Origin of the sequence: Anaeromyxobacter oryzae, from assembly GCF_023169945.1 — a bacterium.
Lineage (GTDB): Bacteria > Myxococcota > Myxococcia > Myxococcales > Anaeromyxobacteraceae > Anaeromyxobacter > Anaeromyxobacter oryzae.
The window spans coordinates 3,373,008-3,397,470 of sequence record NZ_AP025591.1; the positions used below are offsets into that span (position 1 = coordinate 3,373,008).

The following is a 24,463-nucleotide window of genomic DNA, read 5'->3' on the forward strand; positions in this document are numbered from 1 at the left end:
GGCGACTCCGGCGACGGGGAGCGCCCCGTCACGTCTCCGTGGCCGCGGGCGCGGGGCGAGCGCGGCGCGCCCGGAAGAGGCCGACCCATCCCGCCGGCAGCCAGCCCCGCGCCCACGAGAGGCCGAGGTACCCCGCGGCGAACGCGATCCCGCAGGCCGCCAGGCGGAGGAACGCCGGGCCGGAGGCCTGGCAGGCGAGCCACGCGACGGGCATGGCGACGGCGGTCGCGATCGCCTGCCGCGCGAGGGCACGGAACGGGAGCACCGCCCGGAGCCGCGCCTCGAAGAGGCGCGCCGCACGGGCGAGCATCACGACCCGCGAGATCGCCTCCGCGAGGATCCAGCCGCCGAGCGCGCCCGCCGGGCCTCTCAGCGCGAGCCCGGCGGTCACGAGCGCGACGGTCGCGGCCAGCTTGAACCCGGAGAGCACCAGCATGAACCGGTTCTGCGCGCGCGCCCGCATGACGCCGTCGAGCGGGAGCGCGGCGAGCGCGACCTGGAGGACGGCCAGCCGGAAGATCGGGACGGCGCCGGCGTAGCGCGGCGAGAACAGGAAGCCGATCAGCGCCGGCGCGGCGACGAGGAGGAGCCCCATGAGCGGCACGAAGGCGAAGGAGAGCTGGAGCACCGCCTCGTGGAACAGGGCGAGCCCCGCGCGCGGCGGGCGCCCCGCGCCCTCCTGCTCCGCGAGGCTGATCTGCAGGAGCTCCGACACCGGCGTGTAGAGGATGTCGATGATGGGGAGCTGGAAGGTCCCGACGGAGTACACGGCGAACGCCGCCGCGCTCACCGCCGCCGCGACGGCGTACTGGTGGTACTGCTGCTGAGGGACGATGAGCAGGAACGCCGCCCCGAACGGCAGCGCGTACGCCGCCTGGCGCCGGAGCACCGCGAGGTCGAAGGCGAAGCCGTGGCGGCGGCCGAGGACCCACACCGTGACGGCGGCGCGGAGGAACGTCGCGGCGGTGATGCCGGCGAAGACGCCGACGACGCTTCCGGTGAGGCGCGCGCCGATGACCATGCCGAGGGCGCGCGCCACCTCCGTGCCGACGCGGGCGAGCGCCGCCGAGCCGACCCGCCCCTGCGCGTTCCACGCGACGTCGAGGGCGGCGCCCGCGAGGTAGAGCCCCGTGAACGCGGCCACCCACGGCAGGTTCCGCGTGAGCTCGGCGTTGTCGAACCCGCGCTGCACGAGCGGGCGCGCCGCGAGGACGAGCGCGGCGGCGACGGCGCCGAGCGCGAGGGTGATCCAGAGCGTCTCGGACACGTAGCGATCCCGGCGCTCCGGCTCGCGCGGGACGAAGTAGTAGAGGCTCTGCGTGAGGCCCATCGGCAGGACGAGCGCGAGGGTCTGCGACAGCAGCCACCCCTGCTTGAACGTTCCGTACGAGGCGGGGACGAGCGTGCGCGCGAGCACCATCGGGACGGCGAAGGTGAGCGCGGCTCCGGCGAGGCGGGCCAGCATGAGCGGTCGTGCGCGGGCGAGGATCGAGTCGGCCAACGGTCCCTCCGCGGAAACGATGCGTCCGCGGACGGCCCGCGGCGGGGGAAGAATCTCAACGGGTCCGCCTAGCCGGCCCGGGCGGCGGTCCCCGCGCTCCGGCGGGGGCGCATCACCTCGAGCATCCGCGCGGCGGCGCGGTCCCAGCCGAAGCGCGCGACGACGCGGGCGCGTCCGGCGGCGCCCATCCGGCGCGCCCGGCCCGGGTCGGCGAGCAGCTCCGAGATCCCGCGCGCCAGGGCGGCGGGGTCCGCGGGCGCCACGAGGTGCCCGGTCTCGCCGTCCTGGACGATCTCCGGGATCGACTCGATCCGGCTCGCCACGACGGGGAGCGCGAACGCCATCGCCTCGAGGAGCACCAGGCCGAACGCCTCGCGGAGCGTCGGGAGCGCGAACACCGACGCGGTCGCGTACAGGCGAGCGAGCCCCTCGCGGCCGAGGAGGCCGTGGAAGGTGGCGCCCTCCGGGAGCGCGGCGGGCGCGGACGAGGACACGAGGTGGAGGCGGGCGGAGGGGTGATCGCGCCGGATGCGCTCGAACGCCTCGAGGAGGGCCGGGCCGCCCTTCGGGACGAAGTTCTTGCCGACGAAGAGGATCGCCGGGTCCCGCGCGAGCCCGAGCTCCGAGGGCTCCGGCTCGACGTTCGGCCCCGCGCCCACGACGTGGACCCGCTCCGGGTCGACGCCGTAGTCGTCGCGGAGCGAGGACCGGACGACCTCGCTCATGGTGAAGATCGCGGCAGCCCCACGGTAGACGGCCTGCTCGCGCGCGCGCCACGCGGGATCGTACGGCACCGGCGGCGGGAGCCCGGGCGCGGGCAGGTACCGCTCCGCGATCGCCCAGGTGTGGTCCAGGTACAGGTGGTACGGCACCTCGGGCCAGCGCCCCGGCGCGAAGAGGACGCCCGCCTGGAGGACCGCGTCCGGGCGCGCCCGGCGGATCGCCTCGCCGGCGCGCTCGGAGAGGTGGTCGAACGCGAAGAGGGTGTGGAGGTAGTAGGCCTTCCAGCTCCGGCCGTGGGCGCGGACCGCCTCGGCGACCCCGCGGAGCACCGCCGGCCGCGCGTTCGGCAGCGGGAGCCGGTGGCCGGGCCGGAGCTGGTAGAGGAAGCCCGCGGCGGGGTTCGCGTGCACGACATCGACGCCCGCGGCGGACAGCGCGGCGGAGGTGGACGCGGTGACGCCGGACTGCGGGCCGTAGTGCAGGTACAGGAGGCGCATCGGCGCGAAGGTAGGGTTCGTCCGGTGGGGCGGCGACTCGCCCGCGCGGGCTACGGCCCCTCGGCCGCCCAGGCCGGGTCGTCCTCGACCTGGCGCCGGAGCCACTCGACGAGCGGTACGCCACCCGCCGTGAAGTCCACCGGATGGCCGACCATCGTGTGGGTGTCTCCGGGCACGAGGAAGGTCCGCGCCGTCGGGAGGGGATTCACGACGTCCGTCGCGAGCCGCAGGATCGCGCTCTCGAACTCCGACGGGCCGAGCAGCGTGAAGGCGCGGATCACGCTGTCCTGCGTCGACGAGAGGAGCGCGAGCCGCTCGCCCGGGTACTTCCGCGACAGGGTCGGGAACAGCTGGGAGAGGTCCGTCGCGCACTCCGGGCAGAGCGGCAGCAGCGTCCGATCGAGCCGCCAGGCCGCGAACCAGGCGGCGCGGATCGCGGGCGAGATGTCGTCCTTCACGAACGGCGGGCCGGAGTCGTCCACCAGGTATCCCCGCGCCGACGGCCACCGCTGCTTGGCGTCGTCGAAGGCGAGGAGCGACCCGAACCCGCCGCCGCTCGCGCCCGAGACGACCACCTTCGCCGGCGCGGGGAGGCTCGCCTCGAGCAGGTCGAGGTCCGCGGCGAGGTTCGTTCGCCCGGCGTGGTGGTACGCGGCGGGGGAGCCGGGGTAGCGCTGGACGGCGTCTCCCCAGTGCACGTCGCCGGTGCAGTAAGGGACGAACACGAACGTGGCGTCGCGGTACGGGTTCCCGGGGAGCGCGCGATCCAGGATGGTTCCGGGCGCCTTCGCGATGCGCGCCTCGAACTGGGGTCGCGCGAACGGGCCGGGGTTCGCGGTCTTGAAGGTGAAGCACGTGAGCAGGTCCCAGCAGGCGCCGCCCCCGTCGAGGAAGACGACGACCTCGGCGTCGTCCGTCCCGCGGTTCACCGCGATCCCGGTGCCGGACCCGTCGCTGCAGACGGCGCCGGGGACGTCCACCCAGGTCCAGACGTTTCGGGGGAGGTCCGGGCCGGGGCCACCCGCGTGCCCGCCCCCGCCCCCGCCTCCGCAGGCGAGCAGCGCGGCGAGGGCGAGGACGGCGGCGGCGACGACGACGCGGCGGGCCATGGCGGAGACGTTGGGGACGCCCTGCCGTCGCCGCAGCAGGCAGGCCGTCCCGTCATGGCGGAGACGGTGACGGGGGGCGCCCGCTAGAACGTCAGGACCAGCTTCCCGAAGCTCTCGTTCTTCTCCATCCGCTCGTGCGCCTCGCGGGCGCGGTCCGCGGGCAGCACTGCGTCCACGACCGGCTTCACCTTCCCCGCCGCGACGAGGGGGAGGACGTCGCGGGCGAACGACTGCGTCGCGGCGATCTTCTCCTCGAGGGGCCGCGGGCGGAGCACGGTCCCGACGATGCTGCCCCGGGCCCTCATCAGGAGCGAGAGGTCGACGGTCGGCTTCGCGCCGCCCATCGTCCCGATGACGACGATGCGCCCGCCCGGCGCGAGCGCGGCGAGGTTCTCCGCCGCGTACGGCCCGCCCACGAAGTCCAGGATGACCGGGCAGCCGCGCTTGCCGGTGAGCCGCTTCACCTCGTCGGCGAACCGCGGCTCCTCCTTGCCCACGAGGATCCCGTGGTCGAGCCCGAGCGCCTTCGCGCGCTCGAGCTTCTCGGCGGTCCGGGAGGTCCCGATGACGGTCGCGCCGGCGGCCTTCGCGATCTGAACCGCCGCGGTGGACACGCCGGAGCCGACCGCGTGCACGAGCACCGGCCAGCCCGGGCGGAGGGCACCGAGGGTGAAGAGGGCGTCGTGCGAGGTGATGCCGGCCTCCGGGATCGCGCCCGCGTCCTGGAACGAGAGGCCGTCGGGGATGCGCATGAGCATCCGCTCGTGGACGAGGCAGAGCTCCGCCTGCGCCTCGCCGGCGGTGATGCACATCACCCGGTCGCCGGGCTTCCACGCCGTGACGCCCTCGCCGACGCCCTGCACCTCGCCCGCGAGCTCGAGGCCGGGGACGTCCTCGCGCGTGCCGGGGGGCGGCGGGTAGAGCCCGCGGCGCTGCAGCAGATCGGCCCGGTTCAGCGCCGCCGCGCGGACGCGGACCAGCACCTCGCCGCGCGCCGGGACGGGATCCGGCAGCTCGCGGATCGCGATGATCTCGGGACCGCCCTTGCCGCCGAACACGACCGCCTTCATGGGATCCTCCGCATGCCCGGCGCCCCGAAGTGGCCGGTGCTCGCGCCGAAGGGCGCCTCGTAGGTCGCGCCGTCCGCGTCGCGCGCCACCACGGCGCGCCCCGGCTCGACGAGGGCGAGAGGATACCGGTCCGCGCGCGGGGGCGCGACCCTCTCGGCGTCCGCCGGACAGACCGGCGCCGGGTCGAGGGCGGCGAGCGCGGCGGCGGGCTCGGCGGCGACCGCGAGGAAGTAGCCGTTGTACGTCCCCTCCCACCACATGGAGACCTCGGCCGGCGCGCTCGCCGCGTGCGCGGCACGATCGAGGAGCGCGGCGCGGAAGGCGCGGAAAGGGCCGGTGTCGTGGCGCGGGTCCGCACCCGGCGTGACGGCCGCGCCGAAGCGGGCCCGCAGGTCCTCGAGGGCGAAGAGGAGGATCCGGGCGGTCACGACCAGGCGTTCGGGGGCGAGACCGGCGCCGGCGCGGCGCCCTGGAACAGCGCCTTCACCTCCGGTCGCGTGAGCGTGACGATCGTGAAGACGCCGAGGACCGTGCCGAACGGCATGAAGGCACAGGAGAGCGCGGCGACGACCAGGACGAAGATCCAGTGCCGCTGGGCGCGGAGGAAGCGGGCCGCGAGGAAGAGCATCACCGCGAACCCGAGACCGCCGACGATCACCGCGGCTCCGATGACGATGAACATCCACCCGATGATCGGCGGGGGCGCGTTCCCCCGGCCGCCCCCCGGGCCATCGAGCGCGCCCGCGAGCATCGCGATCCCGATCCCCACGTGGAGGAGCGGGAACAGCGAGAAGAGCGCCGTGAGCCCGGAGAGGATGTAGTGGAAGATCGAGAGCAGCCTGAGATCGTCGCGCGGTGCGCCCATGGTGCGGCCCCCTGGGCGGATCATGGCCCGCCCAGGGCGCGCCGTCCACGTCGCGCGACGCCTACCCTCGCCGCGCGCCGTCGACGCCGATCACCACGTCGTCGAGCGGGATCGCCTTGCCGGAGGCGGCGATCCCCTGCCGAGCCGCCATGGAGATGCCGCCGCAGCACGGCACCTCCATCCGCACGACCGTGACGCTCCGCACGTCGGAGCGGGAGAGGATCGCGCCGAGCTTCTGGGCGTAGAAGGCGTTGTCATCGAGCTTCGGGCAGCCGATGACGATCGCGCGGCCGGCGAGGAAGTCCTCGTGGAAGCGCGCGTACGCGAACGGCACGCAGTCCGCAGCGACGAGCAGGTCGGCGCCCTCGAAGTACGGCGCGGTGACCGGCACGAGGTGCAGCTGGACCGGCCACTGGCCGAGCCGGCTCTCCGCGCCGGCCGGCGGGAGGCCGGGGCCCGGGCCGGGGCCGCCGACGACCGACAGGCCGCGGCGCGGGAGGACCTGGGACCGCGAGCCGGGGCAGCCGCCGCCCGCGGGCGCGCCGCCGCCGCCGAGCACCGAGAGGCGGGGGCGAGCCGGCGCCGCGGGCGCTGCGACCGGCGCGTGAGGCGCGGCGCCGGGGCGGTCCTTCGCGAGGTGGGCCGCGACCGCCGCCTCGTCGAAGGCGGGGGCGTCCCGCTCGATCACGGCGATGGCGCCCTGCGGGCACTCGCCGAGGCACGCGCCGAGGCCGTCGCAGAGGACGTCGGAGGAGAGGCGGGCCTTCCCGTTCACGAGGGCGATCGCCCCCTCGGCGCAGGACGGGATGCACTGGCCGCAGCCGTCGCACTTCGACTCGTCGATCTGGACGATCTTCCGGATCATGGGCGCGCGGTTATCGCACGTTCGCGGCACCGGGGAGAAGTCAGCGGACGTTTCCCGGGAGGGGGTAGGGGGCGGTGGATCCATGCTAGACCGTCGGTCGGTACGTCCCATGCGCGCTCGCCCCCTCGCCCTCCTGCTCGCCCTCTCCGCCGGCTGCGCCGGCGCCACCGCCGCCGGCCCCGGGCCCCACGGCGCGGCGCCCGCTGCTGACGCGGCAGCGCTCGACGCCCGCTGCGCCCGCGGGTTCGCCGCGGACTGCCGCGCGCTCGCGCGGGTCCGGCTCCTCGGCGACGGGGCCCCGCGCGACGACCGGCTCGGCGCCGCCCTCGCCACCCGGGCCTGCGAGATGGGCGATCCGGCGGCGTGCGGCGACCTCGGAGTCCTCTATGCGCTCGGCCGCGCGCTGCCGCAGAGCGACGCCCGGGCCGCGGCGCTCTCCCGCCGCGCCTGCGAGGCGGGCGCCGCCCTCGCCTGCTCCAACCAGGGGGCGCTGCTCGTCGAGGGCGCCGGCGTGGACCCCGGCGTCCCCGGCCGCGCCGACGAGCCGCCGGGGCTCCGCGCCGTCCGGCTGTTCCGGACCGCCTGCGAGGCGGGCGTGCCGGAGGGGTGCCTGAACCTCGCGACGGCGATGGAGGCGGGCCGCCTCGCGACCCGCGACCTCCCCGGCGCCGGGCGCGCGTACCGCAGCGCGTGCGCGTCGGGCCTCGCCCTCGGCTGTCACCGCCTCGCGCTGCTCGTCGCCGAGCGGCCCGAGGTCGCGCCGGACCTGTCGGCCGCCGCCCTCGAAGCCCGCGCCTGCGGCGCCGGCGTGGTCCCGGCGTGCCTCGCGTCGAACGAGAAGCCGCCGCCGCCGGAACCCCGCACGCCGGGCTCCCGGCTCGTCGAGGACCGGGGCAGCTTCGCGCTCGGCATCACGGGCGCGGGCGGCTTCCACCCGGGCGACCTCGCGGCCGTCGCGGGGGGCCCGAAGCGGACGCTCGAGGAGGCGCGCCGGCCGCCCGCGTCGCTGCAGGCGGCGGTGCCGCCCGCGCTCCGCGTGCGCCTCGGCGTGAACGGCGCTGCGCGGCCCGACGGCCCCGCCGATCCCGCGGTCGAGCTCCTCGTCGAGACGCGCCGCGCCCTCCTCGGGCAGTGCTACGCGTCGCCGCGCGCCGTACCGGGGCCGGTCGAGGTCGATGCGGTGTTCCTCGTGGACGGGGACGGGCACGTCGCCGACGCGAAGGCGGCCGCGCTCCCCGCGGACGCGGAGCTCGAGGCGTGCCTGCTCGAGCAGATCGCGGCGTGGGAGTTCCCGGTGGCCGCGGACGGGCTCTCCGGGCCGTACCTCGTCCGCTACGCGTTCGAGCCCGCGCCCCCGGGGCCGGCGCCGGCGCTCGCCGGGCCCGGCTGGCTCCGTCCCGCGCTCCGCGACCCGGAGTGCGTCGAGCGCGCGCTCGAGGTCCCACCAGAGTACCGGACGGCGAACGTGAGCGCCACGGTGCGGGTCGCGGTGGACGGGGCCGGAGCGCCTCGCCTCGTGCACCCGCTCGCGCCGCTCCCGGAGCCGGTGCTGGCGGCGGTCGTCGCCGCGGTGGGCCGGTGCGAGTGGGCGCCGGGCGCGGACGCGTCCGGGCGGCCCGCGCCGATCTGGACGACGCTCACGGTTCGGCTCGGTCAGACGAGCCGGTAGTTCTTGTACTCGCCGGGGCGCCACCCCGTGAGCCGCTCGACGGCGAGCTTCAGGCGATCCTTCCCCGACCAGCGGTTCCTCGAGAGATCGCGGTCGAACGTCCAGTTCATCGCGGCGATGCGGCGGCGCATGACCTCCGGGTGCGTGCCTTCGAACCGCCTCACCGCATCGACCTGCCCGTAGTCGAACGCGTCGGCGGAGGAGACGTTCCGCTCGAGCCATGAATCGTCGTGCCAGAGCCGGTTGAAGGAGCGGACCTTGTCCTGCATCGCCTTCGGGGGGCGCACGTAGCCGTAGTGATGGATCGTCCCGCCGGACGGCTTCACGCGGAGCTTCTCGTTCGGCCGCCGCCGGAAGCCCTGCGCGTCGCGGTACGAGAAGATCGCCGGGTCGCGGCGGATCACCCGCACCTCGCGGCGGTACCACCGGGTCGCCTCCGCGACGTAGTCGTACGATCCGTAGAAGTGGAGCCAGTCGAACAGCAGCCCGTCCACGCGCCGGTCGTCGAGGTGGCGCCGCATCGCGGCCTCGACCGCGGGGAGGCCGGCCTCGTGCAGGACCTCGTCGCCCTGGATGTACAGCGCCCAGTCGACGTCGGGCGAGAGCGCGGCGAACGCCTTGTCCGTCTCGACCGCGAGGACCCGGCCGCCCTCGCGGAGCGAGTCGTCCCACACCGTCTCGACGACGCGGAGCTTCGGCGACGCGATCCCCCGGATGAGCCCGAGCGTGTCGTCCTCGGACTTGCCGACGGCGACCACCAGCTCGTCGCACAGCGGGAGGATCGACTGGATCGCCTCGACGATCGGGTAGTCGAAGCGGATCGCGTTGCGCACGAAGGTGAAGCCGCCGACCTTCATGCCGGAGAGGAGTAGCAGAGTCGCGCCGCGCCGGCCACGCGGGGCGGGTCCGCCGGGACCGCGCCCGAAAAGTGGCGGGGCCGCGCAGCCCGCGCGAAGCTGGGCGGTACCGGGCGCTATCGGCCCCCCGGCGAAGAGGATCCGTGGCGAAGACCGAGGAGCTGACCCTCGAGGACGTGATCGCCGCGGGCCGGGTGCTGTTCGGCCCGCGGTTCGCGCCCGACGGCCAGGGCTGGCGCGCCGAGCTCAAGACGACCTACCGGCGGAGGGCGCTCGAGACGCACCCGGACCGCGCCCGCGCCGTCGGCCGGACCGAGTCCGATCTCTCGCGCGAGTTCCGGAGGGTCGCCGAGGCGTACCGCGTGCTCTCCGCGCTGCGCGCCGGGCCGCTGCCCGCGCCGGTCGCGCCGCGCGAGCGCGCCGCCCCGCCCCCGCCGGCCGCCCCGCCGCGGAGGCCCGCCCCTGCGCCCCGCGCCGCTCGCGCGGGACCCGCGGGGCCCGTCCGCCCCCACCCTCCGACGGGTCCGGGGGAAGGGCGGCCCGCTGCAGCCGCTCGCGGCTGGACGGGCTCACCACGAGCGGAGCAGGTGCGGGCCGCGCCACGCGCCGCCGCAGCACCGTCGCCCCGCGTCCCCGCGCCCGAGCTCCCCCGGCGCCGGCTCCGGTTCGCCGAGTACCTCTACTACTCCGGCCGCGTGCCCTGGACGGCGCTCGTCGAGGCGCTCTCCTGGCAGCGCTGCCAGCGCCCCGCGATCGGGCGCATCGCCGTGGACTGGGGCTTCCTCGCGCCCGAGGACGTCGCCGCGATCCTCGAGCGCCGGCGCGCCGCCGCCGCCCAGCGGATCCCGTTCGGCGAGTTCGCGGTGCGGCTCGGGTACCTGACCTCGTTCCAGCTCCTCGCGCTCCTGGGGCGGCAGCTCCGGCAGCAGCAGCGCATCGGGGCCTGGTTCGTGGAGCGGGGCCTCCTCGACGCCGAGGAGATCGACGCGATCCGCGTACGCATCGCGCGGCACAACGCGCGCTGGCGGGAGTAGCAGGTCGCCCGACGCAGCCCTCCGTCGGCCCCCGCATTCTCCCTGCGTCAACCCGTCGCTTCCGGACGGCGGCCCGCCGTCCCGCCCGATCCGCTTGGCACCGCAACTTTCGTGCACATCTGAGCCTCACGGTTCCTGCCGGAGGCAGTCATGCGCGTCGCGCGAGCGAGCCTTCTCGCTGTGCTGGCGGTCGGGGTTGCGTGTGGCGGGTCGGGCGGCGGAGGCGGCGGGGGCGGCGGAGGAGGCAACGGCGGCGGGAACGAGGTCGCCACGCTGCAGCTCTCCACGGACGGTGCGGGGGAGATCGAGGTCAGCGGCGGCGCGGCGGCGCACTGCCGGGGCAGCTGCGCGGTGACCGCCGCCCCGGGCACGAGCGTGACGCTCGTCGCGCACCCGGACGTGGGGCAGGTGTTCGAGGGCTGGAGCGGCGCGTGCGGCGGCACGGGCGATTGCTCCCTCGCGCTCACCGGGACCCTCGCCGTGAGCGCTCGCTTCGTCGCGGCGCAGCCGCCCCCTCCGGGCAGGCACGCGCTGTCGGTGCAGCACGCGGGTGAGGGCGACGGCCGCGTGACGAGCCAGCCCGGCGGCATCGACTGCGGGTCGGCGTGTCGCGCGGACTACGACGACGGCACCGTCGTGACGCTCACGGCGACGGCCGGCGCGGACTCCCGGTTCGAGAGCTGGGGCGGGGCGTGCAGCGGGAGCGGCAGCTGCGTGGTGACGGTCACGGGCGACGCCGTCGTCACGGCGACGTTCGCGCGGACGACGCCACCGCCGCCGGCCCAGCACGTCGTCGCGGTCCAGAGGGCGGGCGACGGCACCGGCAAGGTGACGAGCGCGCCCGCCGGGATCGACTGCGGAGGAGCCTGCAGCGCGAGCTTCGACGACGGTGCGACGGTGACGCTCACCGCCACGCCCGACGCCGGCTCCACCTTCGGCGGCTGGAGCGGCGCGTGCTCGGGCACCGTGGCGTGCGTGCTGAAGGCGGACCGGGATCTGACGGTCACGGCCACGTTCGGGAAGATCCCGCCGCCACCCCCCGGGAAGCACGCGATCGCGGTGCAGAAGGCGGGCGACGGTGGCGGCAAGGTGACGAGCAAACCGGCCGGCATCGACTGCGGCGCGGCGTGCGGCGCCAGCTTCGAGGACGGGACGTCGGTGACCCTCACCGCGACCCCGGACGCGGGCTCGACGTTCGGCGGCTGGGGCGGCGCGTGCTCGGGCACGGGCTCGTGCGTCGTCAAGCTCGACAAGGACGTGACGGTCACCGCGACGTTCACGAAGACGCCGCCTCCACCTCCCGCGAAGCACACCGTCGCGGTCCAGAAGGCGGGGAATGGCAGCGGGAGAGTGATGAGCGCGCCGGTCGGGATCGACTGCGGGACGACGTGCAGCGCCGCGTTCGAGGCGAACGCGTTCATGACGCTCTCGGCGACCGCTGACGCGGGCTCGACGTTCCAGGGCTGGAGTGGCGCATGCGGCGGGACCGGCGCATGCGTCGTGAAGGTCGAGAAGGACGTCACGGTGACGGCGACGTTCACGAAGACGGCGCCGACGCCCCCAGGGAAGCACACCGTCGCGGTGCAGAAGGCGGGTGATGGCAGCGGCAAGGTGACGAGCGCGCCCGCCGGGATCGAGTGCGGCGAGCTCTGCAGCGCGCCGTTCGACGAGAAGACGTCGGTGACGCTCACCGCGAAGCCGGACGAAGGCTCGACGTTCCAGGGCTGGGGCGGCGCGTGCACCGGGACCAGCGCATGCGTGGTGACGGTCGACAAGGACCTCATGGTCATGGCGACCTTCGCGAAGGTGCCGCCCCCGCCTCCCGCGAAGCGCACGGTGACGGTTGAGATACGAGGCGCCGAGGGCGGCGCCGGCAAGGTGACCAGCGCGCCTGCCGGGATCGACTGCAGTTCCAGCTGCAGCGCGCCGTTCGACGAGAACACGTCGGTGACGCTCACCGCGATGCCGGACGCAGTATCGACGTTCCAGGGCTGGGGCGGCGCGTGCACTGGCACGAGCACCTGCGTCGTCAAGGTCGACAAGGACCTGACCGTCACTGCGACGTTCATGAAGACGACGCCACCGCCTCCCGCGAAGCACAAGCTGACGGTCGAGATCCAAGGCGTGGGGGGCGGCACCGGCAAGGTGACGAGCGCGCCGGGGGGGATCAAGTGCGATGCCAGCTGCAGCGCGGAGTTCGACGAGAAGACGTCGGTGACGCTCACCGCGATGCAGGGCGAAGGCTCGACGTTCCAGGGCTGGGGCGGCGCGTGCACCGGGACCAGCGCATGCGTGGTGACGGTCGACAAGGACCTCATGGTCATGGCGACCTTCGCGAAGGTGCCACCCCCTCCTCCGGCGAAGCACGAGCTCGAGGTCCAGAAGAGCGGCGACGGCAGCGGCACGGTGACGAGCGCGCCCTCCGGGATCGACTGCGGGAAGACGTGCAGCGCGGAGTTCGACACCGGCACGTCGGTGACGCTCGCCGCGAAGCCGGACGAAGGCTCGACGTTCCAGGGCTGGGGCGGCGCGTGCACCGGGACCGGCGCGTGCGTGGTGACGGTCGACAAGGACCTCATGGTCATGGCGACCTTCGCGAAGGTGCCGCCCCCGCCTCCCGGGAAGCACGCCGTCGCGGTACTGAAGACGGGCGACGGCGGCGGCACGGTGACGAGCGCGCCTTCCGGGATCGACTGCGGGAAGACCTGCACCGCGAGCTTCGACGACGGCGCGACGGTGACGCTCGCCGCCACGCCCGACGCCGGCTCCACGTTTAGCGGCTGGAGCGGCGCGTGCTCCGGCACGGGCGCGTGCGTCGTGAAGGTCGACGAGGACGTCACGGTGACGGTGGCGTTCGCGAAGCCGTACACGGCGTTCGAGCTCATCATCCCGGGCGGGACGGTCATGGGAGGCGGCATCAACCGGAGCGGCGACGTCGCTGGCACGCTGCAGGAGGACTCCGGCGGCTTCACGCGCGCGTTCCTGTACGTCGCGGCCACGAAGACCGTGACGTTCCTCTCCCCGATCGATCGGAACTTCTCGGCGGTCGCGGTGAACGACACCGGGACGGTGGTCGTGAACGACGACGTGAGCGGACGCGTGTACCGGTGGTCCGACGGGAAGCTCGAGGAGATCGACAAGCCCGCGGCGGGGAAGGGCACCGCGATCAACGCCCTCGGCTGGGTCGTCGGATGGATGTTCCCCGACGACGGCAGCGCCCGCGGGTTCGTGAACGACGGGAAGGAGACCCGCACGCTCGTGCCGCTGCCGGGGACCGAGTTCGCGGTCGCGAACGCGGTGAACCGCGACGGGGTGGTGGTGGGCACGAGCGGGACCAAGGCGGTCCGGTTCGACGGCTCGAACCCCGTCGAGCTCCCGGTCGGCGCCGTCGCGATGGCGCTCGGTGTGAACGACGCAGGGTTCGTCGTCGGCTCCGCTGACCAGCAGGGCAAGACGATCCACGGCTTCCTGCTGGACCTCCGCACGGATCCGCCGACGGTCACGATCGTCCCGGGCCTCGAGAAGGACTTCGGCGTGGCGTTCCACGACGTGAACGCGACCGGGACGGTGGTCGGGAGCGGCGCCCGCCTGGACGGCTCGGGGCGCGCGGTCGTCTACCGCGACGGGCAGCTCCAGTCGCTCGAGGACCTCGTCTCGCCGCAGGCATTCCAGCTCGAGAACGCGGTCGACGTGAACGATGCCGGCCAGATCCTGGTGTGGGGACGGGACGACGACGGGCGTTCACATACGGTCATCCTCACGCCGAGGTGACCGCGAACCGCGGGGACTCAGCGCCAGCGCCGCACGAGGGCCCGCACCCCGGTCCAGAGCGCGGCCGCCGCGAACGCGAGCGCCACCGCGACTGCCACGGGCAGCGCGACGAGAACCGCGAGCACGACGCCGGCGAGGCACCGGAGCGCCGTCCCGAGCGACATGTGGCGCGGCCGCGCCGGAGGCGGCGCAGGCGCGAGCGCCCACTCGGGCTCGGGCGGCGCCGCGTCCTCGCGCCGCTCGACGCCGGGGGCGCTCACGGGCACCTCCCGCGCCCGGCGGCCGCTCGCGCGTGCCGGGGGTCGAGCGCGAGCGCGGCCTCGAACGCGCGCCGCGCGTCCGGGCACTTCCCCTCCGCCGCGAAGATCTCGCCCTCGAGCGCCCACGCGTCCGCGATCGGCGCGACCGCGAGCGCCCGGCGCGCCTGGTCGTGCGCCTTCGCGTAGCTCCGCGCCGCGAGGAGCTTCTCGCCGAGGTGCAGGTTGCGGCGCGCGACCAGCGTCTGGTCTCCATCGCCCGGCAGCGCCGAGCGCTCCGGCGCCGCGGCGTGGGCCACGTCCGCGTCGGTCGCCTCGCCGAGCGCGCGGCGGATCCGGACGGTCACGAGGTCGCAGGCGTCCACGGCGTGGAACGGCTCCACTCCCGCGACGGTGCGCCCTCGCCCCAGCACGACGACCACGGGGTGCATCCGGAGACCGAGCGCACCGTACACCGCGTCGCCCCGGTCCACCGCGAGCACGAGGCGGGCCCCGGCGCGGTCGACGTCGGCGCGGGCGCTCGCGGGGGCGGCGCCGTCGGGGACGACGCCGACCCAGCGCACCGGCTTCCCGGCGAGGCGCTGCTGGCAGCGCGCGACGTCGGCGAGCATCGCCTGGGAGCGCTCATGGTCCGGGCGGAAGAACACGAGCACGCTCGCCCGGGCGTCGCGGGGCTGGAGCTCCTCCGGGCCGCCGCCGTCGAGGGCCGGCAGCGCGGTGGCGGCGACCGCCGCGTCCGCCGCGGGCGCGGCGGTCGCGAGGAGGGCGGCGAGCATCGTCAGGGGGATCATCCGTGCGGGCCTCCGCGGCGCGGGAGTTCCGCTGATGGTCGCAGGTCGCCGCGACGCGACGCGCGCGGCAAGGTGTCCGGGGAGAGATGGGCCTACACCGAGAGCGAGGGAGCCCGCCGGAAGACGAGGAGCCGGTCGCCTTCCTCCGGCATCGGCCGGTCCGCCGCGAGGGCGAGGCCATGGCGCAGCGCGTCGCCGACGAGGGTGTCGAGGGCGCGGACGCCGAGGGCGGGGTCGTGCGCGCGGAGCTTCGCGTCGAGCCGCGCGAGCCGGCCCGCGAGCGGCACCCCGCGCGCGAGCAGCGGCGCGTACACGAACAGCGATCCGCCGGCGGGGAGCACGTCGGCGCTCCCGGCGAGGAGCGCTTCCGCGGCGTCCGGCGGTGCGACGTGAAGCACGTTCACGCAGAGCACCGCGTCGGCGCGGAACAGCCGCCAGGTGCGGGCGCGGACGTCGTACTCGAGCGGCGGGAGGAGGTTCGGGCGGTGCGCCTCGGCCGCCCAGGCCGCGATGCTCGCCCGCGCCTCCGGGTCCGGATCCGACGGCTGCCATCGGAGCGCCGGGAACCGTGCCGCGAGGAGGAGCACGTGCTCGCCGGTGCCGCTCCCGAGCTCGAGCACCGTCCCGTCCGCGGGCAGGAAGTCGGCGAGCGCGGCGGCGACGGCGTCGCGGTTCCGGAGCGCCGCCCGCGCGGTCCGCTTCACGGGACCTCCGGCGCGCGCTCCCGCAGCCGCGCCCGGCGCCCGGGCTCGAGCACGAGGCGCCGCGCCCGGTCCGCCCGCTTCGGAGAGCGCTCGACGCCGATCGCGTCGAGCCCCGCGGCGTTGGAGGCCGCGAGCATCGTCCCGAGCCCGCAGAACGGGTCGACCACCGTCCGGCAGCGCGTGTGCGCGACGAGGAACGTGGTCACCGCCTCGCAGGCGGCGCGGCCCATCGCGCGCGGCCAGGTCATCTCGCCGAGCGCGGGCAGGACGTCGGCCGCGGACGCGGCGGGCGGAAGCCGGAGCGACCGCGAGAAGCAGAGGAGGTGCGCGTACGCGGGGCGGCCGTAGGTCACGATGCCGGCGGGCACGCGGCAGACGATCCGGTGCCACAGGAGGTGGCTCCCCGCCCGGTCCGCCCCGCGCTCCACGAGGTGCGCCTTGTCGATCCAGCGGCCGTCGTGCTTCACGTCGGTCTGGTAGAAGACCGCGACCGCGTCGTCCGCGACCGCCCCGCAGATCGACGCCGCGACGTCCTCGAAGAAGGCCCGCCACCCGTCGAGCCCGAGCTCCGGCAGCTCCGAGTGATCCGGGAGCGAGGTGACGATCGCGTGATCCTCCGGCAGCGGCGCCGCCGCCGCGAGCCACGCCACGCCGTCCCCCTGGTGCACGACCCGTCGCGCCGCCGGAGCGCTGCCCGCGTCCTCGTCGACCACGCTCACCTCGCGCGGGGCGGTCACGCTCCGCGACGCGACTCTGGGGCGCACCCGCTCGGCGGTCAAGGCGGCGCGGCGCGGCGACCGCCTCCGTCACGCTCCGAACCGGGCGTCGCTTCCCCGGCAAAGAGCGGATAGACCCCCGATCGGAGGTCAGCGTTCATGTGTGCTCGAGCCGCCGCGCTCGCCGTCGCCGCGGCCGTCTCGCTCGCCTGCGCCGGCGCGCGGACCGGGACCGCCGCTGCTCCGGACCATGGCGCGACGCTGCGGACCTTCGACGTGCCGGGCGAGGGCGCTCTCGCGCTCGAGATCCCCGCGGGCTGGGAGGCGCGGGAGGGCGACGGCGACGCCACGTCACCGCGAACGATCGAGCTCGCGCCCCCGGGGAGGGCGTTCCTCGTGCTCCTGTCACCCATCGTCAATCCGGAGGCGAGCCCGGGGCGCGAGGGGGCCGACACCGCCCAGTTCCTCGTCGAGCTGTCCCGGCGCAAGGCGGCGGAGACCGCGGTCGAGCCGGAGATCCCGCTCATGGAGCTCGTGGGCGAGGGCGGCGTCCACGGGTACTGGTTCTCCGTCACCGACCGGGCGCTGGAGGGGAAGGCGACGAAGGCGGGCGAGTACCGCCACCTCCTGCAGGGCGCGGCGGCGGTGGGGCCGCTGCTCCTGGCGTTCACGCTGCTCGACAACGGCGCCGGACCGCACCGTGCGCAGCTCCTCGACGTCGTGCGCACGGCACGGTTCACCGGCGGCGCGGCTCCCGGCGGGCACGGGGCGGACGGCGGGAGCGGCACCGGCGGGAGCGGCTCCGGCGGATCGCCGCCCGGCGCGCCCGGGGAAGGCGGCACGCCGCCCGGCGCCGCAGGCAACGGCGCGCCGGACGCGAGCGGGTTCGAGGCGGATCCGGGCGCCGACACGACACCGCTCGTCGTCGAGGATCCCGCGCGGCGGGTGTGCGTCCTCGTCGACCTGCCCGGCTTCAAGATGTTCAAGCCGCGCATCACGGACGACGGCAAGGGCGTCGCGGTGCTCGGGCAGCACCTCGAGACGGGCATCGTCGCCTCGGTGATCGTGAAAGACGCACCCGGGTTCGACGCGCGCCGCTGCCGCGACGACGCGCTCGCCCGGATCCGGCAGGCCACGCCGGACATCTCGGACGTGAAGACGAGCGAGGCCCGCGGCACCGCGCGGGTCACGTACGCGCTCTCCGTGCTGCGCGGCCAGCCCATCCGCCAGCGCCACGCGCACGCGTTCCTGGCACGGGACGGCGTCTGCGTGAACCTGCACCTCTCGAAGGCGGAGCCGTCCGCCGAGGACGCGGCGCGCCTCGAGCAGATCCTCGCGTCGCTCCGGTTCGGGGAGGCGCTGTAGCGGAGCCGCCGTTCCCGCGGGCGCCGAACCGGTGTAGACACGCCCGCCATGACCCCGTTCCACGAGACCTTCGCCGTCCACTCCTACGAGGTGGACGCGTTCGCCGGCCTCGCCGTCCCGGCGCTGTCCGGGTTCCTCGTCGAGGCCGCGGGCCTGCACGCGGCCGAGCTCGGCGTCGGCCTCGACACGCTGATGGCGAAGGGGCTCACGTGGGTGCTCGTGCGGCAGCGCATCGAGCAGCGCGCGCCCATCGTCCTCGGCGACGTGCTCGACGTGGAGACCTGGCCCGCGGGCATGGACCGGCTCGCCGCGCTCCGCGACTTCGTGGTGCGGCGCGACGGCGAGGAGGTCGCGCGCGGGAACACGCAGTGGTTCGTGCTCGACCTCGCGACCCGCAAGCCCGTCCGGCCGGACGCGGTGCTCGACCCGCGCTTCCCGCGCGAGCGGACGCCGCCGGCGCTCGACGTGCCGCACGGGAGGCTGCCCGAGCTCGCGACCTGGGACTTCCAGAAGCGCTTCCACATCCGTTACGCCGACATCGACGTGAACCTGCACGTGAACAACGGCAGCTACGTCGCGTGGGCGCTCGAGGCGATCCCGCGGGACGTGTGGCAGTCGTCGCGCCTCGCGACGCTCGACGTGCAGTACCTCGCCGAGTGCCACTACGGCAGCGCGATCCTCTCGCGCCTGGTGAGCGCCGGGCCCGGCGCGTTCCACCACGCCATCGTCCGCGAGGAGGACCAGAAGGAGCTCGCCCGCGTCACGACGGCCTGGACCCCGCGGTCGGGCGGGGCGGGCGCCGCGGCCCGCTAGAACATCATCCGGACGACGATCACCGCCGCGGTGAAGCCGGCGAGATCGGCGAGGAGCGCGGCCGGGAGCGCCTGGCGGTAGCGGGTGATCCCCACCGCGCCCATGTAGACCGCGAGCACGTAGAAGGTGGTCTCGGTGGAGCCGGCCATCACCGAGACGAGCCGCCCCGCGTAGCCGTCCGGCCCCTCGGTGCGGAGCACGTCGCCGACGACGCCGAGCGCGCCGCCGCCGGAGAGCGGCCGGACGAGGACCATGGGGAGCACGCTCGCGGGGATGCCGAGGGGATCGAGCACGGGCGCGAGTCCGCTCGCCGCCGCGTCGAGCGCCCCCGAGGCCCGGAGCATCGCGAGCGCGACGAAGATCGCGACGAGGGGCGGGAGGATCCGGACCGCGGTCTCGAATCCCTGCTTCGCGCCGTCGAGGAACGCCGGGTACACCTTCACGCGCCGGAGGAGCGCGAGGAGCGGCACGCCGGCGAGGAGCGCCGGCACGGCGACGACCGAGATCGCGTCGAGGACGGCCCGCAGCATCAGCGCGCCTCCCCCGGCGCGGAGGGCGCGGGCGGCAGCGGGTGGAGGCGCGCGAGGAGCTTCGCGGCGACGACCGCCGCGACGGCGCCGCACACGGACGCGACGATCGTCGGCCCGATGATCTCGCCCGGCGCCCGCGATCCCGCCGCCGTGCGGAGCGCGAGGACCGTCGCGGGCACGAGCTGGATCGAGGCGGTGTTGAGCGCGCAGAAGAGGGCCTGCGCGTCGGTGGCGGTCCCGGGGCGCGGGTTCAGCGTCTCGAGCTCCTGCATCGCCTTCACCCCGAACGGCGTCGCGGCGTTCCCGAGCCCGAGCACGTTCGCCGCGATGTTCATGAGCATCGCGGCCATGGCCGGGTGCTCGGGCGGGACGTCCGGGAAGAGGCGGCGCATGACCGGCCGGGCGGCGCGGGCGAGCGCCCGGACGAGCCCCGCCTCCTCCGCCACGCGCATGAGCCCGAGCCAGAGCGTCATCACCCCGGCGAGGCCGAGGGAGAGGGTCACCGCCGCCTTGGCCGCGTCGAACGCGGCCGGGGTGAGGGCGGGGAGCCTGCCGTTCACCGCGGCGAAGCCGATCGCGAGCGCGAGGAGGCCGGTCCAGAGGACGCCCATGACGGCCTACGATTCTGGACCGCCGCACCTCGAAGGCGAGTTTTTGGTATGAGCGGGCGTTAACACGGAAGGACCTCTCGACATGCCAGCCCGCCTCGTCGCCCTCCTGCCGCCCCTCGCCCTCGTCGCCCTCGTCGGCTGCCCCGAGGAGCGCCCCGACGCCGTCCGCCCGCCGCCGCGACCGCCCCAGGCGATGCTGTCCGCCGGCGCCCAGAACCAGCCGGACGTGCTGACGCTCGCCCGTCCGACCGGGCCGGAGTGGTTCGGCATCTACCTCGGCGGCCGCAAGGCCGGCTGGACGAAGGTGCAGCTCGCCACGGAGCTGCGCGACGGCCGGAACGTCCTCGTCGGCCGGAGCGAGATGCTCATGCGCGTGAACGTGGGCGGCAAGACCGTCGAGCGCTCCCAGACCGAGGAGCGCGTCTACGAGGCGCGGCCCGGCGGCAGGCTCCTCTCGTTCCGCGCCGTCTTCGGCGGGGACGGCGGCGACCGGACGGTGACGGGGACGTGCAACACCCGCGAGCGCTGCACCGCGACCATCGAGTCGCCGGGCGGCGCCCACGAGGAGCGGACCCTCGACGGCGTGACCGAGACCGCCGACCTCGCCGACGGCGTGCGGCTCGCGGCGGCGCGCCGGACGACGGTGCGCGGCCGGCAGATCGAGTTCATGAAGCTCCGGGTCCGCGACCAGCAGGACGCCTTCGTGCGGCGCGAGCGCGTGGCGGGGGCCGGCGTCCAGGAGGAGGTGTCCGTCGTCGAGGAGATCGAGATCGGCGACCGCATGCCCGTCGTGTACCAGGTCGCGGACGACGGGCGGGTGGTCGAGATCCGCTACGGCGACGCCATCGTCAGCCGCCCCGAGACGGAGGACCGCGCCCGGACGCTCGACACCGTCGATCTGTTCGCCCTCGGGCGCGTGGCGCTGCCGCGGGCGCTCCCCCGGACCGTCCCGGCCGCGATCACCTACCGGATCGAGGGGCTGCCGCCCGCCTTCGACGCGGCGAGCCCGCGCCAGAAGGTGGCGCGCGACGGCAAGGCCGCGCTCCTCACCGTGACGGCGAGGATCCCCGCGGCCGCGGATCCCGCGAAGGACACGCCGCTCGCGAAGGCGAAGGACGGCGCGCGCCCGGACGACCTCGCCGCCACGGCGGAGGTGGACTCCGACGCGCCCACCATCCAGCGACTCGCGCGCGAGACGGCGGGGAGCGCGCCGGGCGCGTACGCCGCGGCGAAGCTGCTCGCGACGAAGGTGTACGGCACCCTCGAGAAGGCGTACGGCGCGAGCCACGACCGCGCGAGCGACGTGCTGGTCGCGGGGAAGGGCGACTGCACCGAGCACGCCGTGCTGATGGTCGCGCTCGCCCGCGCGCTCGGGATCCCGGCGCGCCAGGTGTACGGCCTCGTCTACGCGCGCTACTCCGACGGGCAGGACGCGCTCTACTGGCACGCCTGGGCCCAGGTCCGCAGCGCCGCCGAATGGATCGACGTGGACCCGATCTTCGACCAGCCCGTCGCGGACGCGACCCACGTCGCGCTCGGCACCGGGACGCAGGTCGACGTCGTGGGGCTCCTCGGCTCGCTCAAGGTCACGGGCGTCGAGGTGAAGGAAGGCAAGTAGCGGCGCCGCTGGCCGGTTGCGGGCCCCGCCCCGGCTTTGCTTTACTCGAAGCTCCCACCTCCCCCACGCTCGAAGGAGCGCCGCATGACCGGCCTCGACCACGTCGCCATCCTCGTCTCGGACCTCGACGCCGCCGTGAAGCTGTACCGCGACGTCTACGGCCTGCCCGCGCCCGAGATCGAGGAGGTCCCGACCGAGAAGGTGCGCGTCGCGATCTTCGGCCACGGCGCCGGCCGGATCGAGCTGGTCTCTCCGGCGACGCCGGACAGCCCGATGGCGAAGACCATCGAGAAGCGCGGCGAGGGGCTGCACCACATCTGCCTCGAGGTGCCCGACATCGAGAAGGCGATGGCCGGCCTGAAGGCGCAGGGCGCGCCGCTCCTGGACGAGAAGCCGCGCCCCGGCGCGGGCGGCTCCAGGGTCGCCTTCGTCCATCCGAAGGGCAGCCGCGGCGTGCTCGTGGAGCTGAAGCAGGGCGGCGGCCACTGACGGACGGTCGCGCCTCTCGCAAGCGGCGCGCCAGGTAGACGGTTGACCGCCCGACGGGCGCGTGTTTTATCCGGAGACTCCGCTCCCGTCCGAAGGGGTCGCCACCATGTCCCGCCTCCACGCCGCCTTCCTCGCGGCGCTCCTCAGCACTCCCGCCGCCGCGCTCGCCCAGGCCGCCGCGCCGGCGGGCGCCGCCCCCGCGCAGCAGCCGCCCAAGGACGACTCCGCGCAGCCCGCGGACGTCGATCCGAAGACCAAGGCCGCCATCCAGCGCGCGGTGGAGAAGGCGAAGGACGACCTCCGCGACGAGATCAAGGCGGAGATGCAGGTCGCGCAGTCGTCGGCCGAGTTCATGGGCACCGTCGCGGAAGGTCCCAAGCTCCAGTTCCTCGAGCTCAACGGCTACTTCCGCGTGCGCGGGCAGCTCATGGACAACTGGGACCTGCGCGCCGGCAGCGACGCCGCGGGCTTCCACTACTTCCCGGTCCCGCTGCAGCGCGGCGACGGCGGGACGCTCGCGTCGTCCAACATGCGGCTCCGCATCGAGCCGACGATGAACGTCTCCGAGCACGTCCGCGTGCGCGCGCAGATCGACGTGCTCGACAACTACGTCCTCGGCTCGTCGACGAGCGAGCTGTTCGACTCCGCGCACAGCCCGTACCCGGTGCCGTTCTACGGCTCCACGCGGCGCTTGCTCCAGAACGATCCGACCGCCGATCGCCCCGCCATCTCGCCGAAGCGCGCCTGGGCCGAGATCCAGACGCCGGTGGGCCTGCTCTCCTTCGGCCGGATGCCGAACTCGTGGGGCATGGGCATCCTCGCGAACGCCGGCGCCGGCCTCGACGACGACTACGGCGACACGGTCGACCGGCTCCAGTTCGCGCTCCCTCCGCTCGAGACGCCCATCGGCAAGCTCACGCTCGTCCCGATCCTCGACTTCGACGCCGAGGGCGTGCTGAACAAGGATCCCCACTTCGGCCTCGGCGTCGGCCAGCCGTTCGACGCGGAGCCGGGCGACGACGCCCGGACCTACGCGATCAAGATCGCCCGGCTCGACACCGACGACGAGATCCGCCGCAAGGTCGACGCCGGCGAGAAGTCCGTGAACTACGGCGCGTACTACAACTACCGGACGCAGCGGTGGACGTACCCCGCCTGGGAGAAGGTCGGGTACGCCGGCTCCTACACCGACACCGCCAACGACGCGGTGAAGCGCTCGTCGTACGCGCACGTGCTCGACCTGTGGACGCGCGTCGTCACCGGCCGCTGGAAGGTGGAGGCGGAGGCGGTCGGCATCTACGGCAACATCGGCGAGACGTTCCTGTTCGTGCCGTCCACGACGGACTCGACCATCCTGACGCGCCAGAGCCTCGGCAAGGTCATCCTCCGCCAGTGGGGCGGCGTCCTCTCGACGCACTTCCAGGCGCTGCCGAACAAGGTCACCCTCGGCGGCCAGCTCGGCATCGCCAGCGGCGACTCCGCCCCCGGGTTCGGCAACATCCCCGACCGGATGACCGGCACCGGGACCGCCGACGATCCGTTCCAGCTGCCGCCGTACGGCTCCATCGAGGGACCGCAGTACGGGCAGCCGGGCGACGGCGCCATCCGGAACTACCGCTTCAACCCGGCGTACCGCGTCGACCTCGTGCTCTGGAAGGGGATCCTCGGCCAGGTGACGGACGCGTGGTACCTCCGGCCGGACATCAAGTGGGACATCCTCCCCGGCCTCGTCTTCGACGGCGCGCTCATCTACTCGCAGGCGATCTACTCGCAGTCGACGCCGAGCGCGATCGCGACGAGCCTCGTGGCGCCCGCGCCCGGCGAGACCGATGGCCGCTACACGTACACGAGCCGCGGGAAGAAGCCGCTCGGCTTCGAGGCCGATGGGCGCCTCACGCTGAACACCGGCGACGGCTTCGCCGCCTGGGGCGAGGTCGGCGTGTTCCAGCCGCTCGCCGGGATGGACAACGGTGGCACCGGCGCCTCGCTGTCGCGCGGCTGGGCCCTGAACTTCGGGCTCGCGGCGAAGTTCTAGAAGACCTGAGACGGCGGCGGCCCGGGGGAGCTCGAGCTCCTCCGGGCCGTCTTGCGTACGCGGCGCGCCGGGCTCACGCGCCCGCGACCACGGTCTTCACCTCGAACACCGGCTGCGCCTGGATCGCCTTCTTCACGGCGCACTGGTCGGCGACGCGGACGAGCGCCTCGCGGTACTTCTCCGGGAACGAGGGCGGGACGAGGATGTCGAGCTCGACCCGGGCGAGGACGCCGGTCTCGGGGTCGACGTGGTTCCGCTGCCGGATCGAGATCCCATCGGTCGGGAGCTCGCGCTTCTGGCAGAAGCCGGCGACGTAGATGCCGGCGCAGGTGCCGATCGCCGCGAGGAAGAGGTTGAACGGGGAGGGGGCCGAGTCCTCGCCGCCGTTCGAGACCGGCTGGTCCGTCCGGATGACGTGGTTGCCGATCCGGGTATCGACCTTCTTGCCGCCGGGGAACGTGACCGTCATCTCCATAGCCATCGTGCTCGCCTCTCTCGTCGGTGCAGGGGCGCATCCTCGTGCCGTCCGACCGTGGGAGCCAGCTCGAGACGCGGCGATTCCGGCGCCGGGCG

Annotated in this window: 23 protein-coding genes; 8 read left to right on the forward strand and 15 right to left on the reverse strand. The window is 74.9% G+C overall.

Annotation, left to right across the window (positions count from 1 at the left end):
* Positions 1–28 precede the first annotated feature (28 nt).
* The 7 genes from AMOR_RS14625 to AMOR_RS14655 form a co-directional block, all read right to left on the reverse strand.
* A complete protein-coding gene (locus AMOR_RS14625; RefSeq protein ID WP_248352287.1) occupies positions 29–1,501 on the reverse strand; it encodes a lipopolysaccharide biosynthesis protein in 1,473 nt (490 codons plus the stop codon).
* Positions 1,502–1,569: 68 nt separating this feature from the next.
* A complete protein-coding gene (locus AMOR_RS14630; protein ID WP_248352288.1) occupies positions 1,570–2,721 on the reverse strand; it encodes a glycosyltransferase family 4 protein in 1,152 nt (383 codons plus the stop codon).
* 50 nt (positions 2,722–2,771) lie between these two features.
* On the reverse strand, positions 2,772–3,830 hold the full coding sequence (locus tag AMOR_RS14635) for a pectinacetylesterase family protein (protein WP_248352289.1): 1,059 nt from the start codon (positions 3,828–3,830) through the stop codon (positions 2,772–2,774).
* 83 nt (positions 3,831–3,913) lie between these two features.
* The gene (locus AMOR_RS14640) at positions 3,914–4,900 is read right to left on the reverse strand and encodes an NAD(P)H-quinone oxidoreductase (RefSeq protein WP_248352290.1); all 987 of its coding nucleotides are present in this window, start codon (positions 4,898–4,900) and stop codon (positions 3,914–3,916) included.
* Positions 4,897–5,328 (reverse strand): hypothetical protein, encoded by a 432-nt coding sequence (locus AMOR_RS14645; RefSeq protein ID WP_248352291.1) that lies wholly within the window; start codon positions 5,326–5,328, stop codon positions 4,897–4,899. Before AMOR_RS14645 ends, AMOR_RS14640 begins: the two co-directional genes overlap by 4 nt.
* Entirely contained in the window at positions 5,325–5,765 is a 441-nt protein-coding gene (locus tag AMOR_RS14650; RefSeq protein WP_248352292.1) for a hypothetical protein, read from the reverse strand. The genes AMOR_RS14645 and AMOR_RS14650 overlap by 4 nt, the downstream gene beginning before the upstream one ends.
* 61 nt (positions 5,766–5,826) lie before the next feature.
* Entirely contained in the window at positions 5,827–6,630 is an 804-nt protein-coding gene (locus AMOR_RS14655; RefSeq protein ID WP_248352293.1) for an ATP-binding protein, read from the reverse strand.
* Between the two features lie 109 nt (positions 6,631–6,739).
* On the opposite strand from AMOR_RS14655, the gene AMOR_RS14660 reads away from it, so the two are divergent.
* On the forward strand, positions 6,740–8,299 hold the full coding sequence (locus AMOR_RS14660; RefSeq protein ID WP_248352294.1) for a tetratricopeptide repeat protein: 1,560 nt from the start codon (positions 6,740–6,742) through the stop codon (positions 8,297–8,299).
* Here the strand turns inward: AMOR_RS14660 and AMOR_RS14665 are convergent.
* Positions 8,284–9,156 (reverse strand): glycosyltransferase family protein, encoded by an 873-nt coding sequence (locus AMOR_RS14665; protein WP_248352295.1) that lies wholly within the window; start codon positions 9,154–9,156, stop codon positions 8,284–8,286. The two genes, AMOR_RS14660 and AMOR_RS14665, sit on opposite strands and share 16 nt — an antisense overlap.
* Before the next feature lie 143 nt (positions 9,157–9,299).
* On the opposite strand from AMOR_RS14665, the gene AMOR_RS14670 reads away from it, so the two are divergent.
* Positions 9,300–10,190, forward strand: a complete 891-nt coding sequence (locus tag AMOR_RS14670; protein WP_248352296.1) for a DnaJ domain-containing protein — start codon at positions 9,300–9,302, stop codon at positions 10,188–10,190.
* A 150-nt stretch (positions 10,191–10,340) separates the two neighbouring features.
* The gene (locus tag AMOR_RS14675; protein ID WP_248352297.1) at positions 10,341–13,961 is read left to right on the forward strand and encodes an InlB B-repeat-containing protein; all 3,621 of its coding nucleotides are present in this window, start codon (positions 10,341–10,343) and stop codon (positions 13,959–13,961) included.
* Positions 13,962–13,978: 17 nt separating this feature from the next.
* Here the strand turns inward: AMOR_RS14675 and AMOR_RS14680 are convergent, their stop codons facing one another.
* From AMOR_RS14680 to AMOR_RS14695, 4 genes are all read right to left on the reverse strand, one after another.
* The gene (locus tag AMOR_RS14680; RefSeq protein ID WP_248352298.1) at positions 13,979–14,221 is read right to left on the reverse strand and encodes a hypothetical protein; all 243 of its coding nucleotides are present in this window, start codon (positions 14,219–14,221) and stop codon (positions 13,979–13,981) included.
* Entirely contained in the window at positions 14,218–15,009 is a 792-nt protein-coding gene (locus AMOR_RS14685) for a hypothetical protein (protein ID WP_248352299.1), read from the reverse strand. The genes AMOR_RS14680 and AMOR_RS14685 overlap by 4 nt, the downstream gene beginning before the upstream one ends.
* 92 nt (positions 15,010–15,101) lie before the next feature.
* A complete protein-coding gene (locus tag AMOR_RS14690) occupies positions 15,102–15,713 on the reverse strand; it encodes a DUF938 domain-containing protein (protein ID WP_248352300.1) in 612 nt (203 codons plus the stop codon).
* Positions 15,710–16,450: a site-specific DNA-methyltransferase gene (locus AMOR_RS14695; protein ID WP_248352301.1), complete on the reverse strand. Its 741-nt coding sequence runs from the start codon at positions 16,448–16,450 to the stop codon at positions 15,710–15,712. Before AMOR_RS14695 ends, AMOR_RS14690 begins: the two co-directional genes overlap by 4 nt.
* A 138-nt stretch (positions 16,451–16,588) precedes the next feature.
* Here AMOR_RS14695 and AMOR_RS14700 point away from each other — a divergent pair, with 138 nt between their 5' ends.
* Positions 16,589–17,794, forward strand: a complete 1,206-nt coding sequence (locus tag AMOR_RS14700) for a hypothetical protein (RefSeq protein WP_248352302.1) — start codon at positions 16,589–16,591, stop codon at positions 17,792–17,794.
* A 48-nt stretch (positions 17,795–17,842) separates the two neighbouring features.
* Complete coding sequence (locus tag AMOR_RS14705; RefSeq protein WP_248352303.1) at positions 17,843–18,607, forward strand: acyl-[acyl-carrier-protein] thioesterase; 765 nt, start codon at positions 17,843–17,845, stop codon at positions 18,605–18,607.
* Here AMOR_RS14705 and AMOR_RS14710 read toward each other — a convergent pair.
* The gene (locus AMOR_RS14710; protein WP_248352304.1) at positions 18,604–19,137 is read right to left on the reverse strand and encodes a spore maturation protein; all 534 of its coding nucleotides are present in this window, start codon (positions 19,135–19,137) and stop codon (positions 18,604–18,606) included. The genes AMOR_RS14705 and AMOR_RS14710 overlap by 4 nt on opposite strands.
* The gene (locus tag AMOR_RS14715) at positions 19,137–19,748 is read right to left on the reverse strand and encodes a nucleoside recognition domain-containing protein (RefSeq protein ID WP_248352305.1); all 612 of its coding nucleotides are present in this window, start codon (positions 19,746–19,748) and stop codon (positions 19,137–19,139) included. The genes AMOR_RS14710 and AMOR_RS14715 overlap by 1 nt, the downstream gene beginning before the upstream one ends.
* Positions 19,749–19,830: 82 nt before the next feature.
* On the opposite strand from AMOR_RS14715, the gene AMOR_RS14720 reads away from it, so the two are divergent.
* From AMOR_RS14720 to AMOR_RS14730, 3 genes are all read left to right on the forward strand, one after another.
* On the forward strand, positions 19,831–21,366 hold the full coding sequence (locus AMOR_RS14720; protein ID WP_248352306.1) for a transglutaminase-like domain-containing protein: 1,536 nt from the start codon (positions 19,831–19,833) through the stop codon (positions 21,364–21,366).
* A gap of 84 nt (positions 21,367–21,450) precedes the next feature.
* A complete protein-coding gene (mce, locus tag AMOR_RS14725; protein ID WP_248352307.1) occupies positions 21,451–21,855 on the forward strand; it encodes a methylmalonyl-CoA epimerase in 405 nt (134 codons plus the stop codon).
* 106 nt (positions 21,856–21,961) lie between these two features.
* Entirely contained in the window at positions 21,962–23,890 is a 1,929-nt protein-coding gene (locus AMOR_RS14730) for a TIGR04551 family protein (protein WP_248352308.1), read from the forward strand.
* A 73-nt stretch (positions 23,891–23,963) separates the two neighbouring features.
* On the opposite strand, the gene AMOR_RS14735 is transcribed toward AMOR_RS14730, so the two are convergent.
* On the reverse strand, positions 23,964–24,371 hold the full coding sequence (locus AMOR_RS14735; RefSeq protein WP_248352309.1) for an OsmC family protein: 408 nt from the start codon (positions 24,369–24,371) through the stop codon (positions 23,964–23,966).
* Positions 24,372–24,463 lie beyond the last annotated feature (92 nt).

Coding starts and splice junctions, on each gene's coding strand:
- AMOR_RS14630 (WP_248352288.1), bottom strand. CDS start 2,721: ATGCGCCTCCTGTACCTGCACTACGGCCCGCAGTCCGGCGTCACCGCG.
- AMOR_RS14635 (WP_248352289.1), bottom strand. CDS start 3,830: ATGGCCCGCCGCGTCGTCGTCGCCGCCGCCGTCCTCGCCCTCGCCGCG.
- AMOR_RS14640 (WP_248352290.1), bottom strand. CDS start 4,900: ATGAAGGCGGTCGTGTTCGGCGGCAAGGGCGGTCCCGAGATCATCGCG.
- AMOR_RS14650 (WP_248352292.1), bottom strand. CDS start 5,765: ATGGGCGCACCGCGCGACGATCTCAGGCTGCTCTCGATCTTCCACTAC.
- AMOR_RS14655 (WP_248352293.1), bottom strand. CDS start 6,630: ATGATCCGGAAGATCGTCCAGATCGACGAGTCGAAGTGCGACGGCTGC.
- AMOR_RS14660 (WP_248352294.1), top strand. CDS start 6,740: ATGCGCGCTCGCCCCCTCGCCCTCCTGCTCGCCCTCTCCGCCGGCTGC.
- AMOR_RS14665 (WP_248352295.1), bottom strand. CDS start 9,156: ATGAAGGTCGGCGGCTTCACCTTCGTGCGCAACGCGATCCGCTTCGAC.
- AMOR_RS14675 (WP_248352297.1), top strand. CDS start 10,341: ATGCGCGTCGCGCGAGCGAGCCTTCTCGCTGTGCTGGCGGTCGGGGTT.
- AMOR_RS14685 (WP_248352299.1), bottom strand. CDS start 15,009: ATGATCCCCCTGACGATGCTCGCCGCCCTCCTCGCGACCGCCGCGCCC.
- AMOR_RS14700 (WP_248352302.1), top strand. CDS start 16,589: ATGTGTGCTCGAGCCGCCGCGCTCGCCGTCGCCGCGGCCGTCTCGCTC.
- AMOR_RS14705 (WP_248352303.1), top strand. CDS start 17,843: ATGACCCCGTTCCACGAGACCTTCGCCGTCCACTCCTACGAGGTGGAC.
- AMOR_RS14710 (WP_248352304.1), bottom strand. CDS start 19,137: ATGCTGCGGGCCGTCCTCGACGCGATCTCGGTCGTCGCCGTGCCGGCG.
- AMOR_RS14715 (WP_248352305.1), bottom strand. CDS start 19,748: ATGGGCGTCCTCTGGACCGGCCTCCTCGCGCTCGCGATCGGCTTCGCC.
- AMOR_RS14720 (WP_248352306.1), top strand. CDS start 19,831: ATGCCAGCCCGCCTCGTCGCCCTCCTGCCGCCCCTCGCCCTCGTCGCC.
- mce (WP_248352307.1), top strand. CDS start 21,451: ATGACCGGCCTCGACCACGTCGCCATCCTCGTCTCGGACCTCGACGCC.
- AMOR_RS14730 (WP_248352308.1), top strand. CDS start 21,962: ATGTCCCGCCTCCACGCCGCCTTCCTCGCGGCGCTCCTCAGCACTCCC.
- AMOR_RS14735 (WP_248352309.1), bottom strand. CDS start 24,371: ATGGCTATGGAGATGACGGTCACGTTCCCCGGCGGCAAGAAGGTCGAT.